General features: G+C 65.8%; 17 protein-coding genes. 4 read left to right on the top strand and 13 right to left on the bottom strand.

What is annotated here, in order from left to right; genetic code table 11:
- Window positions 1-364 precede the first annotated feature (364 nt).
- The 3 genes from O1Q03_RS21145 (at window position 365) to O1Q03_RS21155 (ending at window position 1,539) form a co-directional block, all read left to right on the top strand.
- Window positions 365-718, top strand: a complete 354-nt coding sequence (locus O1Q03_RS21145) for a BON domain-containing protein (RefSeq protein WP_269505879.1) — start codon at window positions 365-367, stop codon at window positions 716-718.
- Window positions 719-784: 66 nt separating this feature from the next.
- Window positions 785-982, top strand: a complete 198-nt coding sequence (locus O1Q03_RS21150; protein WP_269505880.1) for a CsbD family protein — start codon at window positions 785-787, stop codon at window positions 980-982.
- Window positions 983-1,317: 335 nt separating this feature from the next.
- The gene (locus O1Q03_RS21155) at window positions 1,318-1,539 is read left to right on the top strand and encodes a hypothetical protein (RefSeq protein WP_269505975.1); all 222 of its coding nucleotides are present in this window, start codon (window positions 1,318-1,320) and stop codon (window positions 1,537-1,539) included.
- A 352-nt stretch (window positions 1,540-1,891) separates the two neighbouring features.
- Here the strand turns inward: O1Q03_RS21155 and O1Q03_RS21160 are convergent, their stop codons facing one another.
- Window positions 1,892-2,788 carry an oxidoreductase gene (locus O1Q03_RS21160; protein WP_269505881.1) on the bottom strand — a complete coding sequence of 299 codons (897 nt, stop codon included), beginning with the start codon at window positions 2,786-2,788 and terminating at the stop codon, window positions 1,892-1,894.
- 5 nt (window positions 2,789-2,793) lie between these two features.
- The gene (locus O1Q03_RS21165; protein ID WP_269505976.1) at window positions 2,794-4,005 is read right to left on the bottom strand and encodes an MFS transporter; all 1,212 of its coding nucleotides are present in this window, start codon (window positions 4,003-4,005) and stop codon (window positions 2,794-2,796) included.
- A gap of 138 nt (window positions 4,006-4,143) precedes the next feature.
- Between O1Q03_RS21165 and gcvA the strand changes: the two genes are divergently transcribed.
- On the top strand, window positions 4,144-5,076 hold the full coding sequence (gene gcvA, locus O1Q03_RS21170) for a transcriptional regulator GcvA (RefSeq protein WP_269505882.1): 933 nt from the start codon (window positions 4,144-4,146) through the stop codon (window positions 5,074-5,076).
- Window positions 5,077-5,287: 211 nt separating this feature from the next.
- Here the strand turns inward: gcvA and O1Q03_RS21175 are convergent, their stop codons facing one another.
- The 11 genes from O1Q03_RS21175 to O1Q03_RS21225 all read right to left on the bottom strand — a co-directional run bounded on the left by O1Q03_RS21175 (window position 5,288) and on the right by O1Q03_RS21225 (window position 17,477).
- A complete protein-coding gene (locus O1Q03_RS21175) occupies window positions 5,288-6,631 on the bottom strand; it encodes an LLM class flavin-dependent oxidoreductase (protein ID WP_269505883.1) in 1,344 nt (447 codons plus the stop codon).
- Window positions 6,632-6,791: 160 nt separating this feature from the next.
- The gene (locus tag O1Q03_RS21180; RefSeq protein WP_269505884.1) at window positions 6,792-7,223 is read right to left on the bottom strand and encodes an ExbD/TolR family protein; all 432 of its coding nucleotides are present in this window, start codon (window positions 7,221-7,223) and stop codon (window positions 6,792-6,794) included.
- A 12-nt stretch (window positions 7,224-7,235) separates the two neighbouring features.
- A complete protein-coding gene (locus O1Q03_RS21185) occupies window positions 7,236-7,658 on the bottom strand; it encodes an ExbD/TolR family protein (protein WP_269505885.1) in 423 nt (140 codons plus the stop codon).
- 12 nt (window positions 7,659-7,670) lie between these two features.
- A complete protein-coding gene (locus O1Q03_RS21190) occupies window positions 7,671-8,609 on the bottom strand; it encodes a MotA/TolQ/ExbB proton channel family protein (protein ID WP_269505887.1) in 939 nt (312 codons plus the stop codon).
- A 69-nt stretch (window positions 8,610-8,678) separates the two neighbouring features.
- On the bottom strand, window positions 8,679-9,374 hold the full coding sequence (locus tag O1Q03_RS21195) for an energy transducer TonB (protein ID WP_269505889.1): 696 nt from the start codon (window positions 9,372-9,374) through the stop codon (window positions 8,679-8,681).
- Window positions 9,371-9,538 carry a hypothetical protein gene (locus tag O1Q03_RS21200; RefSeq protein WP_269505890.1) on the bottom strand — a complete coding sequence of 56 codons (168 nt, stop codon included), beginning with the start codon at window positions 9,536-9,538 and terminating at the stop codon, window positions 9,371-9,373. The genes O1Q03_RS21195 and O1Q03_RS21200 overlap by 4 nt, the downstream gene beginning before the upstream one ends.
- A 1-nt stretch (window position 9,539) precedes the next feature.
- A complete protein-coding gene (locus tag O1Q03_RS21205) occupies window positions 9,540-10,589 on the bottom strand; it encodes an LLM class flavin-dependent oxidoreductase (RefSeq protein ID WP_442865818.1) in 1,050 nt (349 codons plus the stop codon).
- Window positions 10,590-10,652: 63 nt separating this feature from the next.
- Window positions 10,653-12,464 carry an amino acid ABC transporter permease/ATP-binding protein gene (locus O1Q03_RS21210; protein ID WP_269505893.1) on the bottom strand — a complete coding sequence of 604 codons (1,812 nt, stop codon included), beginning with the start codon at window positions 12,462-12,464 and terminating at the stop codon, window positions 10,653-10,655.
- The gene (locus O1Q03_RS21215; protein ID WP_269505894.1) at window positions 12,464-13,786 is read right to left on the bottom strand and encodes an LLM class flavin-dependent oxidoreductase; all 1,323 of its coding nucleotides are present in this window, start codon (window positions 13,784-13,786) and stop codon (window positions 12,464-12,466) included. The genes O1Q03_RS21210 and O1Q03_RS21215 overlap by 1 nt, the downstream gene beginning before the upstream one ends.
- A gap of 42 nt (window positions 13,787-13,828) precedes the next feature.
- The gene (locus tag O1Q03_RS21220; RefSeq protein ID WP_269505895.1) at window positions 13,829-14,830 is read right to left on the bottom strand and encodes an LLM class flavin-dependent oxidoreductase; all 1,002 of its coding nucleotides are present in this window, start codon (window positions 14,828-14,830) and stop codon (window positions 13,829-13,831) included.
- Between the two features lie 151 nt (window positions 14,831-14,981).
- On the bottom strand, window positions 14,982-17,477 hold the full coding sequence (locus O1Q03_RS21225) for a TonB-dependent receptor plug domain-containing protein (RefSeq protein WP_269505896.1): 2,496 nt from the start codon (window positions 17,475-17,477) through the stop codon (window positions 14,982-14,984).
- Between the last annotated feature and the right edge of the window lie 89 nt (window positions 17,478-17,566).

Here is a 17,566-nt window from a genome sequence, read left to right on the forward strand (position 1 = left end):
CCGGAAAACAAGCGGCGAAACCGGGCGGCGCAGCGTCACCTGCCTGCGGGGGCATTGTCATTCTTGCGCAAAATCTTACCGCAGCGACCACGGATCGCCGTCGAAGCCGGGAGCGCTTCGAATGCGGGAAATGGCGCTACCGCCGGCGTCGCAAAAATCGTGCGCGGGGGTCGCGCAGATTTCCGTCGGGCCCGCCCCGACACCGCTCCCCGCGATGCCGCCAGCCACCGACGTGGGTCGGCGGAGCGTGCCGCCGCGTGAGCCGGCGACGACGCGCAGATCGCCCGCGGGCGCGCCGGGAACGCGACGTGCTAAGCACCTACCGGTTCATTCCCTCCACCACGACAACCGAAGGAGAACGTCAGTGAACAAAGCTTCGCACCTTTCCACGCTGCTGGCCGTCAGCGCGGCCTTCCTTCTGTCCGCCGCGCCGCTCACGGATGCACAGGCGCAGGCGTCGTCGTCGGCCGACAGCGGCATGACGAACGGATCGGACCAGCCCGTGACCGACACGTGGATCACGACCAAGGTGAAGAGCGAACTCGCGACCACCGAGGGCGTGAAGAGCACCGACATCAGCGTGAAGACGGTGGACGGCGTCGTGACGCTGACGGGCGTGCTGCCGTCCAAGACCGCGGTGAAGAAAGCGATCGCCGTGACGCGCGCGGTCAAGGGCGTGAAGCACGTCGACTCGTCCGGCCTGAAGGCGAAGGCCTGAGCTGTTACGCGGCCGAGCGCCGCGCTTTTCTTCCCCGCTTTTCTCCCCTTATGACAGGAGCAAACGATGAACGAAGACAAGATCAAGGGTCAATGGAAACAACTGACCGGCAAGCTGAAGGCCAAGTGGGGCAAGCTGACCGACGACGATCTGCAAGTCGCCGAAGGCAACCGCGACTATCTGGTCGGCAGGATCCAGGAGCGTTACGGGATCGCGCGCGACGAAGCCGAGCGGCAGTTGAAGGATTTCGATCGCGAGCTGTAACGCCGTAACGCGGGGGTAGTCTCAATCGGCCGCGACGCACGTCGCGTCGCGGCCGCACGGAGGACGCCGACATGGGCAAGTATCTGATCGCATGGCTGCTCGGCGTACCGATCGGGCTGCTGGTGCTGTTCTTTCTGTTCACGCACCTCTTCTGAAATGCCCGCGCGGTACGGATCCAAGCGTCCAGCCCGCGACGAGCGGGAAGGCAACGTCATGTGTATAGCCAAGCCGGCGATGCGACTCATGCGCTGTCAATGCGTGTCCTTTTCCACGATGACCACTCCTTTCTGAAGATGAAGCCTGATAACGCAATTCGTTTTACCGGGAGACTATCAATGCGATCCTTTTCTCTATTGGCAATTTGCATCGCCTTGACGGCAGTTCCGCTGTCGGGATTTGCTGCGGGGTGCCTGAAGGGGGCCGCCGTCGGCGGTGTCGCCGGCCACGTTGCCGGGCACCATGGCGCAATCGGTGCCGCTGCGGGTTGCGCAATCGGCCACCACCACGCGGAAAAGAAAGCCAAAGCGGCACGCGCGGCATCGGCCGCGTCGGAATAAGATCATCGAAGCCGACCGGCGTTCTTCCGAACCGCCGACGGCGCGTCGCGCGCGGGATGCTGCAGGGGCCACGGATCCGCCGAATCGGATGGCGGCCCCTGCGCCTATGTATCGCCGTCTCGCTGCGTCGCTCCGCATAGGCACGCCAGCGCAGCCACGTTTCCGTGGCGCTACCAGAACAGAACGCCATGCGTCGACGCGTCGGTTGAACCCAGACATGTGCTCGGGGCCCCGCCCGCCGCCTGGTACGGCCGGCGGAGACGGTCGTTCCAGAACCACGCCTGCAGCGCGCGGCCACGCGATCGCAAATCGCGAGCGGCTCGCGCTGGCCGTCTTCCACCAGCCGCTGCTACTAGCCCGGACCGTCGCTGGCGGCCGCGAGCAGCGGCACGACCAGATCGCTGATCGGCGTCGCAATTCCGTGAGATCGTCCGTATCGCTGCACGACGCCATTGCGACAGTCCCATTCGAGCGGGCGGTTGCCCTGCCGATCGGCAAGAATGGACGTACCCAGATCGGGTGGGGCGCGATGGAATCCATCGACGATCTCCCGAGGCACTTCATCGCCCAGCTTCGCGCCCTCCGCACGGGCGACCTCGAGACATTCGCGCAGGTACGCAAGCGACAGTTCGGTGATGTCGGTACGCGAGAACATGCCGGCGCGGCGGCCGGTGAGCACCATGAGTCCCGCGACCGCGTTCTGCAAAAGTTTCCGCCATGCGAGCGAGATGAAATCCTCCGCCACCTCGACCGAGCATCGCGTGCCGCGCAACGCCGACACCACCACGTTGCTCGCCGGCGTATCGGGAAGCGTGAGCCGCGGTGTACCGCGCAGCCACACCGACGAGCCTGACTCGCGTTGCGCAGGAAACCAGACGATCGACGGCACGACCGCGGCGCCGGCCGCATACGGTGCGAAGGTGGCTTTTTGCTCGACGCCATTTTGCAGCACGCAGACGACGGTCTTCGCATCGCACAGCGCGGCGACCCAAGGTGCCGCGCTCGCCACCTGCGTCGACTTGACCGCAACGAATACAAGATCGAACCGCCCCGTGACCGCTCCCGGATCGGTCAGCACGGGGCCGGGCACGACGATCTCGCCGCCATCGAAGCGCAACGCGAGCTGCTCGTGCGCAGAGCGGCCGCAGATCACCGGCGTGCGGCCGGCTTCATGAAGGGCCGCGGCCACGGTCGTTCCGATTGCGCCCGGACCGACGAGCGCGACGCTCGGGTAGTCGGCGTGTGTCATGGTATTCATCCTGTTGAATCATCCGCCAGATGCGGGCGCAGTGCGACGGCCAGCGGGAAAATCGCCAGGGCGGTCAATGCGGTCGCGTACGTCGCGCCGTGCACACCGATCCTGTCGCCCAGGAAACCGTAGAGGACAGGCGATATCGCGCCCGATGCGATCGTTCCCGTATAGAAAATCGCGAACGCGCGCTCGGTGCGCTCGGGCGCGGCCAGCTCCGGAACGGTTCCGTACAGCACCGACGACGTGCCATTGAGCATCATGCCGAGAACCGGTAACAGCACCATGGCAAGCGCCAGCGGCAGATACATCACCGCGACGATGAGCGCCGCTGTCCCGCCTTCCGTGAGCAGCACCGTACGCACCACACCGATGCGCGCGCCCAGCCAGCCGCACACGAATTTTCCGGCCGCACCGCCAATGAAGACAAGCGCGAGGGCCGTTCCGACCAGTCCGGGCGAGATGCCCTTCGCGCTGAGCAGGAAAGGCAGAAAGGTCAGCAGTCCCATGCGTACGGCCGTATCGAGCACGCCGATGGAAAACAGTGCGGAGAATCCCGTCGCCCCGGTGCTACCGCGTCGAGTCGACGTCTGCTCTTTCGCCGCCGTCATCCGTGCGCCACGTGGTACTTCGGGAAAACCGAACGCGATGACCGCGGCAACGATACAACCCAATCCGGCGACGATCCATAGCGCGTAACGCCACGGCATCATCGTCACGAGCAGCGAAATGGCTGCCGGCAGCGCGGATTTCCCCAGATCGCCGGAAAAGTTGTAGATGCTCAGCGGGCCTCTCGCATCACGGCCATAGGCGCGGGAGATCGCGCCCGATGCGATCGGATGCTGCGTGCTGGATCCGCTGCCGGAAATCGCCAGCGCGACGCACAAACCGAGCAGCCCGCCCGACACGCCCGCGATCGCGTAGCCCAGCGCCGCGAGCAGCGTGCCGCATGCAAGCGGGCCGCGACTGCCCAGGCGTTGTGCGAGACGCCCTGCCGGCAATTGCAGCGCCGCCATCGTGCCGGCATAGACGCCGCGCAGGATAGCCAGCGCCGCAAAATCGAGTCCGAACTCCGACTGCCACAGCGGTAGCAGCGCGTAGATCATGTCCGTATAGCCATCGTGGGTCGCGTGCGCGATGCAGGCTAGCCACAGCACGCGCGGTCGTGATCGCGCAGTCTCCCGCATCGCGGGCAGGGAAAAAACCGGCAAGCGCATGGTCATGTTCTCTGGACGAGTGGCTGATCGAAGCCGCTCGTCGTGTGCGTCTCGGGTTGGACGGGTCAATTCTATGACCGGGCTGCCAGCCATTTCAATTGAGCTAAAATTGCGTCCGTCGAGAAAAAAAGTCACGTCATGGACGAAAGCCGAGATGCTGCGCAGAACCGCGACGCGTTGCCCCCGCTCAATGCGCTACGCGCTTTCGATGCGGTCGCGCGGCACGGCAGCTTCGCGGGCGCTGCGGCGGAGCTTCATGTCACCCACTGGGCCGTGGGAAAACAGATCAGGCTGCTGGAGGACTGGTTCGGCCTGCCGTTGTTCGAGCGTCGCCCGCGCGGCGTCGTGCTGACCGACGAAGGCGCCGCGTTGCTGAACGACGTCAGCCACGCGTTCGAGCGCCTCGGTACCGCGGTCGTGCGGCTGCGTCACAATCCATTCAGGCAGCGGATATCGGGCGTCGTGCGGGTGAACGTGCCGATGAGCTTTGCGCTGTGCTGGCTGCTGCCACGGCTCGCCGATTTCCATGTGCGGTATCCCGACATCGACGTGAAGGTGTCGACGACATCGCGCAAGCTGCGCTATGTCGCCGGCGCTTTCGATATCGGTGTTCGCTCCGGTCCCGAGCAAGGCGCCGACATCGTTTCGCGACCGTTGATGCCCGATCTGCGCGTGCCCGCCTGCAGTCCCGCCTTGCTGCGGCAGCATCCGATACAGAGCGTGACCGACCTGCGCGATCACGTGCTGCTGCATTCGGCCACGACGCGCTCCGCATGGTCGCACTGGCTGAAGGAAGCCGGCGCTCCGGATCTACGGGCCGCGCGCCATGTCGAATTCGATCACGTGAATCTTCAGCTTGGCGCAGCCATCGAGGGCCTGGGTGTGGCGCTGGCATCGCTGCCGCTGATCCGGCGCGATCTCGCCGAGGGGCGCCTCGTGTGTCCGATCGCATCGCCTGCGTGGGCTGCCGACGACTACATGCTTGTCACGAACGCGGATCGCGCCGACGATGCCGCCGTGTCCGCGTTCGAGCAATGGATGGAGCGCATGGCGAGCGAAGAGGCTGACTAGGGTCGTCGGTCAAATCGGGCAGCGCAGCCTCCCGGGCTCGCAAGCTGCGCCCTCCGGACAAGAGGCCTGCTGCGAACAAAAGACTCGACGCACCCTTGAGCGGCCAATATGAGCACGAAGGCGAACCAGGGGCGTCCCATCCCTCCTCCCACGAGAGCGTGAAGCAGCCGTTCTCGAGTCGCACGGCTCGACCGGCAAGTACCCGTGAGTTTCATGCCGCCGCGTAGCGATTGCGCGGATAACTCACGTCGAGATGGTCGCGCAAGGTCGCACCTCGATACTCGGCGCGAAACAGGCCGCGTTGCCGAAGAATCGGCACCACCTGTTCGACGAATGCGGTGAACGCCGTAGGTGTACCACCGCCGACGATGAACCCGTCCGCGGCGTCGGCTTCGAACCATTCCTGCAAGCCGTCCGCGATGTGCTCAGGCGTACCGATGAAACGCGGCCGCGGTGCCGCCGCTTCGAGCGCGACCTGGCGCAACGTCAGTCCGCGCTCGCGCGCATTGCGCTTGATCTCGTCGGTCCCGCTGCGGAAACTGTTGCTGCCGAGGTCGCCGAGCTCTGGAAACGGCGCGTCGAGCGGATACTGGCCAAAATCGTGATGTTCGAAAAATCGCCCGAGATGGTCGAGCGCGCTGCCGACCGTGATCAGTTTCAGGCTGTCCTGGTATTGCTGCTCCGCGTCCTCGGACGTCCGCCCGACGATCACGCCGATCCCCTGGAAAATCTTCAGCTCGTCGGGGTGACGCCCGTGCTGGCTCACCTGCTGCTTCAGATCCGCATAGAAGTCACGCGCCTGGGCGAGCGTATCGTGATGGGTGAAGACGGCATCCGCATGCGTGGCCGCGAGTTGCTTGCCGGCGTCGGACGCGCCGGCCTGGAACAGGATCGGGCGAGCCTGCGGCGTACGCCCGACGTTCAGCGGCCCCTCGACCGAGAAATACTTGCCCTTGTGATCGAGCGTATGGAGCTTGGCCGGATCGAAGAACACGCCGCTCGCGCGGTCGCGCACGAACGCGTCTTCCTCCCATGAATCCCAGAGCCCCTTCGTGACCTCGAGATATTCGTCTGCGATCCGGTAACGTTCGTCATGTTCCGGATGCTCGGTGCGCGAGAAATTCCGCGCGGAACCTTCAAGCGGCGACGTCACGACGTTCCAGCCTGCACGCCCCCGGCTCAGGTGATCGAGGCTCGCGAACTGCCGCGCAATCGTGAACGGCTCGCTGTACGACGTCGACAGCGTCCCCACCAGCCCCACGCGCTCGGTGACGGCCGACAGTGCCGACAGCAGCGTGAGCGGCTCGAAACGATTCAGGAAGTGCGGGATCGATTTCGCGTTGATATGCAGGCCGTCCGCGACGAACACGAAATCGAACTTCGCGGCCTCGGCCTCGCGGGCCACGCGCTTCGCGAAATCCGGATTGATACTCGCGTCGATTACCGCGTCGGGATGACGCCACCCGGCGTAATGTCCACCAGGGCCGTGGATCGTCGCGCCTAGATGAATCTGCCTGGAACGCCCGTCCTGCCGCACTGCCTGCGCTTCGCTCATGATTGGTATCGATTCGTTCTACAGAAATTGTGTGTAAAGGCGCCTGCTCCTCGATCTCGACTTCATCGGTGCCGAGATCGGGGAAAGAGCGACTGCCCGATGCGCGGCGATGAGTCATCGAGCGCTGAAGCTCGAGCGATCGCCGACGCGTTCGAATGACTCATTGCGAGAACTGCTCGCTGCCGATCAACCCGATCTTCGTCGCACCTTCGCGCTGGGCGGAGGCCAGCACTTCGGCCACCGCCTTGTAAGGTGCGGACTTGTCCGGACGCAACCGGATCTCGTCCTGGTCGGCCTCGGCCGCCACCTCGCGGAACTTCGCGTCGAGCGCGGCCGCGCCGCCCACTGCGGTGCCGTTCCAGTTGACGGCCCCGTCCGCGCCGATATCGATCTGCACGACCTGCGGCGGATGCGGCGGCACCGGCGGATTGCCCACCGGCAGGTTCATCTTCACCGAATGCATCTGGATCGGGATCGTGATGATCAACATGATCAGCAGCACCAGCATCACGTCGATCAGCGGCGTGGTGTTGATGTCGACCATCACCTCGGGATCGCCCCGGCCTGCACCGGAGCCTGCGTTCATACCCATCGTTCGAACTCCTTATCCGCCCCGTGCGGGCGGCTGCGTGATGAAGGCGACCTTGCCGATCCCGGCCCGCTCGCACGCGGTCACGACCTTGCCGATGTACTGATAGGGCGTGGCCTGGTCGCCGCGCACGTGCACGTCCGGCTGCGGCGCCTGCGCCGAAGCGTCTTTCAGCCGGGCCACCAGCATCGGCAGATCCACGTGCTCGGTGCCCCAGAAGACGTCGCCCTGCCGGTTCACCGCGATCTCGATGCTTTTCGGCTGCGTCTGCAGCGGTTGCACGCGCTCCGTCGGCAACTGCACCTGGATCGTATGCGTCACCACCGGGATCGTGATCAGGAAGATGATCAGCAATACCAGCATCACATCCACGAGCGGCGTCGTGTTGATCGCCGAAATGACCTCGTCGTTGTCGTCACTGCCGACACTGATTGCCATGACGCGCCCCGCTTACGACTGAACCGCCAGCGCCTGCGGCGCCTGTGCCGCCGGCGTCGCGATGCTGCCCGCCGCGCGCCTGCCGCCCGCGAGCAATACGGTGTGCAGTTGCGCGCCGAAATCGCGCACGCGCTCCATCACCGACTTGTTGCGGCGCACGAGAAAGTTGTAGCCGAGCACGGCCGGCACGGCCACCGCGAGGCCGATCGCCGTCATGATCAGCGCCTCGCCCACCGGGCCGGCGACCTTGTCGATCGACGCCTGCCCCGCGATGCCGATGGCGGTCAGCGCGTGATAGATGCCCCACACGGTGCCGAACAGGCCGACGAACGGCGCGGTGGAACCCACCGTGCCGAGAAACGCGAGGCCGTCCTGAAGACGGTTCGACACGCTGGTGATCGAACGCTCGATGTTCAGGTCGATCCAGGTATTGCGGTCGACCGAGTCGAGCAGCGCGGTGTCGTGGTGTTCGCCCGCTTCGATCGCGTTCTCGGCGATGAAACGAAACGGCGACGCATCGTCGAGCTGAGCGGCGCCCTCGGCCAGCGTCGGCGCATTCCAGACCTGCTCGTCGGCCGATTTCGCGCGGCCGTTCGCGCGCGCCTGCTCGACGAACTTGGTGATCATGATGTACCAGCTGCCGAGCGACATGACGACGAGCAGCCCGAGCACGAAGCGGGCGACAAAGTCGCCGTTTGCCCACAGTGCGCCCAGCCCGTACGGATTCTCGACCGTGGCGGACGTCGCGGGCTCGGGCGGCGGCACCGCATGATCGGCCGCACTTGCGGTGGCCGGCGCCGCCGAGGTCAGCGCCACGTTCGAGGGCGCCGGGCTCGGCGCGGACGCCGCCGCTTGTTGTGCCAACACGGCTTGCGGTGCGACCAGCGTGCCGCCGATGCCGGCCGTGATCATCAGACTTGCCGCGATCGCGGCGCGAAAACGCTTGTTCATAAGGACTCCGTGTGCGTCATGTGTCGATTCGAAAAACCGGCCCGGTCCAACCGCTTGCCGTGCCCTGCGTCAATTCAGGTTGAAGGAAAACGGTACGCGCACGCGCACGGGCTGCCCCTGCGCAATGCAGTGAAAGCGCTTGACCGCATTGAGCGCCGCACGATTGAGCACCGGGTCGGCCGGTTGCGCGAGCCGCAGGTTCGTCACGTGCCCGTCCGGGTCCACCGTGAATTCGACCGTGACATCGCCCGTGATGTTGTTGTCCTGCGCCTCCGGCGGATAGACGATCGACGATCGGACTTCGTCCGAATTCGGGCAGACCACGCCGATCTCGTGATTCACCGGCTTCGCGACCGGCACGGGCGCCGGCGCGGGCGGCGCCTCGTGCACCGGGGCGCTCGGCGCCGGCACGTCCTGGTGCGTGATGGTCGGCTGCGGCGGCGCCTGCACGCGCACCTCGGGCGGCGGCACGTACGGCGGCGGCGGCGGTGCCACCCGCGGCTTCGACACGACCTTCTCGACCGGCTTCGGCGGAGGGGGCGGCGGCGGCGGCTTCACCGGCACGATGATCCGGGTTTCGATCGGCTTCTGGACGATCTGAACGACCCGGGTCGCGAGGCCGCTCACCAGCGCCCAGATCAGCACGAGATGCAGGACGATGGCGATCGCGATGCCGCCGAAGCGGCGCACCGGATGAGTCTGCTTGTTGCCGAAGCGGCGCGGGCGGCCGATGGCCGCGAGCCGCGATTGAGAAGCGGTTGTCATGTTCGGTCCAGTTGCAACGAGGTCGAAGGTGCGGCGCCGCCCGCTCGCAACGCGACGCGAGCCGTGCGCGCGCGCCGGGCCAGTGCGGCGCCGTGCCCGCCGGCATCCGGTCGATCGCCGGCTTCGGTCGCGTGCTCCATTCGATGGAAGGTCATGTCGATCACGTCAGGCCGCGGCGGGCTCGCGCCGGTCAACCGGCTGCCACCCGAGCGCCGGGGCGATACGCGTGACGAAGTCGTCGAGAATCTGCCGGTAATTCTCGAACGGCAGGTCGTAAGGCAATTCGAGGCGCAGCTCCCGCACCTGTCCGACCACCGGGTCGGCCAGCAGCCGCTCCACGATCTCGTCCGAGGTGCCGACGAGATCCGGTGCGAACAGCGTGCGCCGCTCGCCCTGCGGCGCGAGCGTACGCGCATGGCGCGCGTCGGCAAACGCGCGATAGCGTTCACGCTCGCGGGCGTTCGCACCGTCGGTCGGCACGATCACGCGCCCCAGCGCAATACGGGGCGCAGCGGCTTCGCTCCAGTGCGCGCGGTACAGCTCGAGCTGCCGGAGCTGCGCGTCGACGTAACTGTCGGTTCCCTCGCCCGTGGTCAGATTGCCGATCAGCAGGTTGAAGCCGTTTCGGGCAGCCCACTCGATCGAGCGCCGCGAGCCGCCGCCGTACCAGAGCCGGCCCGTCAATCCGGGCGCATAGGGGCCCACGCGCGGCCGCACGCGGCCCGCGGCCGACTCCACGAACGTGTCGTCGTCGCCGAGCCAGTCGCCGGCAAGATTGCGGCGCAGGCGTGCCACACGCGCGTGCGAGAAGTCGACGAGATCCGGATCGGTGTCGAACAGCCGCTCGCCCAGCAGCGCGCCGTGATTCGGCGCACCCGCGCTGAGTCCGACGTTCAGCCGCCCGTGCGACAGCACGTCGACGGTCGCGAGATCCTCGGCCAGCCGGAACGGATTCTCGTAGCCCATCTGGATCACCGCCGCACCGAGTCCGATCCGCGTCGTGCGCTGGCTCGCCGCCGCCAGAAACGTGGCGGCCGACGACACCGCGCGCTCGAGATGGCGCTGCCGTACCCACGCGCTGTCGTAACCGAGCGCCTCGCCCGCGCGGAACAGTTCGAGCGTCCGCTCGAATCCCGCGCTCGCGTCTTCGTCGGGATAATTTCCCGGCGTCAGGAAGGCAATATGATCAATGCGTACGTTGCTCACTTTTTTCATCCTTCGACATTTTCCGTGGTGCCGATGCGATGTCACCCGCGCGATACGCGATGCACGGCACCACTACGACAGCACCTTGGACAGGAACTCGCGCGTACGCGGATGCGCAGGGGCCGCAAGCACCGCTGACGGCGGCCCCGACTCCACGACGCGCCCGCCATCCATGAAAACGATCGTGTCCGCCACTTCCCGCGCAAAACCGATTTCGTGCGTGACGATGATCAGCGTGGTCCCGGAACGGGCAAGCTGACGAATCACGTCGAGCACTTCGTTCACGAGTTCCGGATCGAGCGCGGAAGTCGGCTCGTCGAACAGCAACACCGTCGGCTTCAGCGCCAGCGCGCGCGCGATCGCGACGCGCTGCTGCTGCCCGCCGGACAACTGACGCGGCCACGCGTCGGCCTTGCCGGCGAGGCCCACCCGGGCCAGCAGCGCGCGTGCTTCCGCTTCCGCCTCGGCACGCGACAGGCCGGCCGCGACCGGCGCCTCGACGATGTTCTCGAGCACGGTCAAATGCGGGAACAGGTTGAAGCTCTGGAACACCATGCCGACTTCGGCGCGGCGGCGCAGGATGTCCTTTTCCTTGAGCTCGTAAAGCGTGCGCCCGTCTCGGCGATAGCCGACCAGCTCGCCGTCGATGTCGATGAACCCCTCGTCCACGCGCTCCAGATGGTTGATGGTGCGCAACAGCGTCGACTTGCCGGATCCCGACTGCCCGAGCACGACCGTCACGCTCCCCGACGGAATCGCCAGCGACACGTTGTCGAGCACCTTCAGCGATCCGAAGCTCTTCGATACGCGATGAATGCCGACGGCCGCGCCGACGCGCTGCTTTGCCCAGCCGGCCGTCTCCGTGCCCGGCGCGGCAGCGTCGGCCGGCCGGGCGCCAGCCGCCGAGCCACGGAACAGCAGCGCGTCGACCGCGACGCGGCCTCTGCGCAGGACTGCGAAGAAACCCGATACGGCCACCGCGTCACGCGTCGCGCCGCGCGCATAGTGGCGCTCGATATGCACCTGGATCGCCGACAACACGGTCAGGATCACCAGATACCAGACGGTCGCGACCATCAGCATCGGGATCACTTCGAGGTTGCGGTGGTAAATGATCTGCACCGTGTAGAACAGATCCGGCATCGCGAGGATATAGACGACCGCCGTGCCCTTCGCGAGCCCGATCACGTCGTTGAACGCGGCAGGCAGGATCGCGCGCATCGCCTGAGGCAACACGATGCGCCAGGTCTGCCGCGCGCGCGGCAGGCCGAGCGCGGCCGCGGCTTCGCGTTGCCCGTGATCGACCGACAGGATGCCGCCGCGGATCGCCTCTGCCGCAAACGCGGCCTGGGTCAGCGTGAGCCCGAGAATGGCGGCCATGAACGGCGTGATCAGGTCGGTAGTCGGGCCGTGCACGAACACGATGTCCGTGAACGGAATACCGAGCCTGACCGTGTCGTACAGATAGCCGAGATTGTTCAGCAACAGCAGCAGCACGATCGTCGGAATCGAGCGGAACAGCCAGATGTACGCCCATGAGCACGCGGACAGCAGCGGCGAACGCGAGAGCCGCGCGAGCGCGAGCGGAATGGCCAGCGCGAAGCCGAGCACCGCACCGAGCGCCGTCAGCAGCAGCGTCTGCCCGAGGCCCGCGAGCACGGCCTCCGAGAAAAACGAATGCGCAAAGACGTTCCAGCCCCAGCGCGGGTTGCCGAGCACCGAATAGAGAACGGAAGCGATCAGCACGATCGCCGCGACGGTGCCGGCCGTCCTCGCCGGATAGCGGGCGGGAACGACGCGGTAATCCGCGTAGTCGGGGCCCGCCGGTGCCGCGGCATCGGGCACGAACGGTGCATGGCCGGCAATCCGCGAGAGGTCGTTCATCACGCGGTCTCTGCGGTTGCGTAGCGGCTCGCGCGACGCGGCAAGCCGAGATGGTCGCGCAGCGTGGCGCCCGGCAACGCGCGGTGATAGCGACCCCGCGCTTCGAGTGCGGGGATCACGTGACGGACGATATCGTCGAGCCCTTCGCTCTGCACCTGGAACGCGAGGATGAAGCCGTCGGCCGCGCCTGCATCGACCCAGCGGATCAGTTCGTCCGCGACTTCCTCGCCGGTGCCGATGAACGCGGGTTTCGGCGTTGCCACTTCAAGCGCCACTTCCCTCAGTGTCGAACCGTTTTTCCTCGCCTCTTCCTTGATGCGATCGGTCGTGGAACGGAAGCTGTTCTTGCCGAGCTCGCCCAACTCGGGAAACGGCGCGTCGAGCGGATACTGCGAAAAATCGTGATGCTCGAAGAAGCGGCCGAGGTAAGCCAACGCTTCGTCGATCGTGAGCAGGTCGCGAATCGCGCGGTACTTTTCCTCGGCTTCTTCACGCGTCGTGCCGACGATCGGCCCGATGCCGGGGAAGATCTTCACGTCGGTTCGTGCGCGACCGTGCGCCACCGCGCTGTCGCGCACGCGTTCGGCAAATTCGCGCGTCTCGTCGAGCGATGGCGCATGCGTAAACACCGCATCGGCATACTTGCCGGCCAGCGCGATGCCGGGATCCGACGATCCCGCCTGGAAAATCACCGGTTGCCCTTGCGGCGAGCGCTGGATGTTCAGCGCCCCGGCCACGTCGAAAAAGCGGCCCTTGTGGTTCAGCGTGTGCAGCTTGTCGCGATCGAAGAAGCGGCCGGTCGTGCGGTCGCGCACGAACGCGTCGTCGTCCCAGCTGTCCCACAGGCCTTGCACCGTTTCCAGATATTCGTCGGCGATCTCGTAACGCAGCGCATGATCCGGATGTTCGCCGCCGTAGTTCTTCGCGGATCCTTCGAGCGGCGACGTCACGACGTTCCAGCCGGCACGGCCGCCGCTGATCAGGTCGAGCGATGCGAACTGGCGCGCCACCGTGAACGGATGGCTGTACGACGTGGACAGCGTGCCGGCCAGGCCGATCTTCGATGTCGCCGTCGCAAGCGCGGACAGGAGCGAGATCGGCTCGAAGCGGTTCAGGAAATGCGGGATCGATTTCTCGTTGATGTAGAGGCCGTCGGCGACGAACACGAATGCCACGCCGTTGGCTTCGGCCTTCTGCGCGATGCCGGTCACGAAATCGATATTGACGCTCGCATCGGCGGGACCGGCCGGATGCTTCCACGAATTCATGTGGCCGCCGGCGCCGTGAAGGATCAGTCCGAATGTCAGGTTACGTTGGGTCATGTTCAGATCCGCATGCGAAAGAAGGAAAAGAGGCGATCGCCATCAAACGCCGACGGGTTGCTCGACGCGCGCGAGCGCTTCGATCGATGCAAGACGTTTCGCGGGGTCCGTGACCGGGTTGTCGATCACGAACTCGTCGATCCCGAAGCGCTGATGCAGCGCATCCAGTTCCCGGCGCACCTCTTGCGCGGTGCCGGCCAGCACCTGCGGATGCAGCTCGTCGATCCGATAGTCGGTCGCACCGATCTGGCGCGCGAAATCGGCCGCCGCGTCCGCGCTTGGCAGGTTGACGCTCTGCCCGTTCCCGAAACGCAGCTTGAAGATCCTCAGCGCGCCGACCTGCTGTTTCGCGTCCTCGGACGACTCCGCGGCGACCGCGAACAGTGCGAGCAGCGGCACCTGGCCCGTCGCGTTCCGATAGACGCCGATCGACCGCTCGATATTGGCAATGTCGCCGTTGAAGTGGCCTGCGTAGCAGAACTGCCAGCCATGCCGCGCGGCCAGTTCGGCACTTTCCGGACTGCCGCCCAGCAGGATCCGTTGCGGCGCCTCCGCAGGTGCGGGCAGTGCGAGCGCGCCCGCGAGCGGATGATCCGGCGCGACGCCGTCGCCGAGAAACGCATCGAGCTCGGCGAGTTGGCCGGCGAAGTCCGGCTTCTTCGACTTGTCGTGAAACCACTGCAACGCGCGCGTGGCGAGCGGCAGCCCGCCGGGCGCCTTGCCCACGCCGAGATCGACGCGCCCGGGGGCGATGGCAGCCAGCACGCGAAACGACTCGGCGACCTTGTAAGGGCTGTAATGCTGAAGCATCACGCCGCCCGACCCGACGCGAATCCGCGACGTGTGCGCGAGCAAATGCGACACGACGATTTCAGGCGCCGAACTCGCGAGACCGGGCGCGCCGTGGTGTTCCGCGATCCAGTAGCGCTTGTAGCCGAGTGCTTCGGCACGCTTCGCGAGTGCGATCGTGAAGCTCAGCGCGTCGTGCGCGCTCGAGCCTTCCGCAATCGGGCTTTTGTCGAGAATCGAAAGGGAATAAGACATGAAGCTCAACCTTGTAGAACGGCCGCCCCGCCGGAGCGAAGCGGCGCCCGGCGAGTGCCGATACGGCGCAACATGCCGGACAGATCATTCATTATGGATAACGGAGCATCGTCCCGTTACGGTCATTTCTGCTATGGATATGGTCGTTCGATCAGAACAGATAGCGTGCCCGCAGATAATAGAATCCGCCATTCACGCCGATCGTGCTGCCGCCGCTGTACTGGATGCCCTCCAGTTGCGCTTCATACGGCAACTTGCTCGGGCGAACGTCGAACAGGTTTTGCGCGCCTGCCGCGATCTGGAATTTCTTGGTCACGTCATAGCGCACTTCGACGTCGGTCACATACCGCGCGGCGTCCTCGAAGTGGACGAACTGCGAGGTCGAGAACGCGTTCGGGCCGACGATGTAGGTCGCCTCGCCGGAGGTCTTGCCGTAGCGCGTTTCATGCAGCGTGACCGCCCACTTGTCGAGTCGCCACGTGCCGCCGATGATGATCTTGTTCTTCGGCGTCGTGGTCGACAGCGACGCGATCTGTTGCGCGTTCAGCGACGGTTTCCCGTTCGATCCGTTCGCCACGTGCGTGACCGAGGTCGTATTCAGGTTCACGCCGAAATCCCAGTCCACCTGGCCATAGCGGCCGAAACCGGTGTGATAGGTGCCTGCCAGGTCGATCCCGCGCGTGCGCGTGTTGGCGCCGTTGGTGAAGTAACTTGCGCTGACCGCCGATGCCGGCACCGAGCCCGGCACCGTCAACCCGGCCCCTTCCAGCGCGGCGATGGCCGCCGCGCCCGACGCGGTTCCGCCAAGCACGATCCGGTTGCGGATGTTGATCTGATAGGCGTCGATCGTCAGCTGCAGGTTTCGAACGGGATTCAGCACGAAGCCGAAGTTGTAGCTGGTCGACTCCTCGGGCTTCAGCGCCTGCGCACCGATCAGGCGCGCGCCGGCCGATGTCGTTGCCAGGATGCCGCCCACGGACGCCGGCGACGTCGTCACGCTGGTGTAGGACTCCTGGGCCAGCGACGGCGCACGAAAGCCCGAACTCACGCTGCCGCGAACCGCGATGGCCGGCGAGAACTGGTAGCGGGTCGAAATCTTGCCGTTGGTCGTGTCGCCGACGTCGTTGTAGTGCTCGTAGCGGCCCGCCAGATCCACCTGCCATTTCGGCGTCAGGTAGGTCGACAGATCGACGTACGTGCCGATCACGTTGCGCGAGATGTCGCTCGCGCTCACCGGCGCCAGGCCCGGCAACGCAGCGGAGCCGCCGTCGATCCACGACACCTGCTCGCCGTTGCGGATCGTATAGGTTTCGCGACGCTGCTCGACGCCCACCGCGACATTCAGCGGCGCGGGCAGCAGCGGGACATTGAATGCCCGCGACAAGTCGAGGTTGTTCGTCAGCTGGGTGTTGCTGACGGTCGACAGATGGAACGTGGACGGCGTAAATCCCGTTGCCGCATACAGCCCCGTGTTGGCGGAGTTGCGCATCCCGAACACGCTGTAGTCGCCGCCATAGGTCGAGCTCAGATCCCATGCCCAGCCGAACAGGTTCTTGCCCTTCACACCGGCCGTCACCGAGTAATCGTTCTCGTTGATCGTCTCGACCGGCACGAATCCGTTCGGGTAGACCTGCGGCAGGACCGACGGCGGACGATAGTTCTGGTACGCGTCGCCGTTCCGGTGCGCGTAGGTGCCGAACCCGTAGAGCTCGACGTCGTCGCCGAGGTAATAGCCGGCGTTGAAGCCGACCGTTTCGCGCGAACTGGAGGGGTCGCCGAGGATCGGGTTGTAATAACCCTGCCCCTGCGGAAACCGCCCGAAATAATCGTCGGGCCCCGTCCGGATCGTATGGTTCTGCCGGTCGAAGCCGGCGCTCAGATCGAGAAAACCCTTGTCGGCGAGATTCAGGCCGATCGTCGCGGATTCGCTCGTCTTGAAACCGTCGCCGGAGTATGTTTGCCCGTTGGTCGTCGCGAGTTCGCCGCCGCTCGCATTGCGCTTCAGGATGATGTTGATCACGCCCGCGATCGCATCGGAACCATACTGCGCGGATGCGCCGTCACGCAGCACTTCGATGTGATCGATCAGGCCTACCGGGATGGTATCGATATCCGCGCCGGTCGAGCCCTGGTTCAGGCCCGGGTCCAGCGAGATGTTCGCGGTCGTATGGCGGCGCTTGCCGTTCACCAGCACGAGCACGTGGTCGGGCGTCAGGCCATGCAGCGACAGCGTATCGGTCAGCACGCCGGTGTCGCCCGAGTACGAGGTCCGCGTGATCGACGGCGACAGTTTCACCAACGCATCGCGCAGGTTGGTCTGCCCGGTCGCACGCAACTGATCGCCGCCGATCACGTCGATCGGCGTCAGGCTCTTGCTCGCCCGCGTCTCGGTGCGCGAGCCCGTGATCACGACGCGATCCTGCACCTGTACCTTGCCGTCCGGCGCGGCCGTAGCCGTAGCCGTAGCCGTAGCCGACGATGCCGGTGCGGCCGCACTACTGGCCGGCGTCGCGACCGCAGCCGCTCCGTCCCCCGCTCCCGCTTCCTGCGCCCAGGCCGCGCCATGAAAAACACCCGCTGCCACTGCCACCGATATCACTGTCCTGCGCGTCTTCGGCGAAACCCCTTCGCCCCGTGTGTGCCGCATGATTTCTCCGCTCTTTGCCGATTGAAGGCACGCTACGCGATGCCCTTTAGTAGTAGTACATACGATTCTTCAAACGCTATTCCGGGTGG

The sequence above is a fragment of the Burkholderia sp. IMCC1007 genome (assembly GCF_027257875.1).
Lineage (GTDB): Bacteria > Pseudomonadota > Gammaproteobacteria > Burkholderiales > Burkholderiaceae > Burkholderia.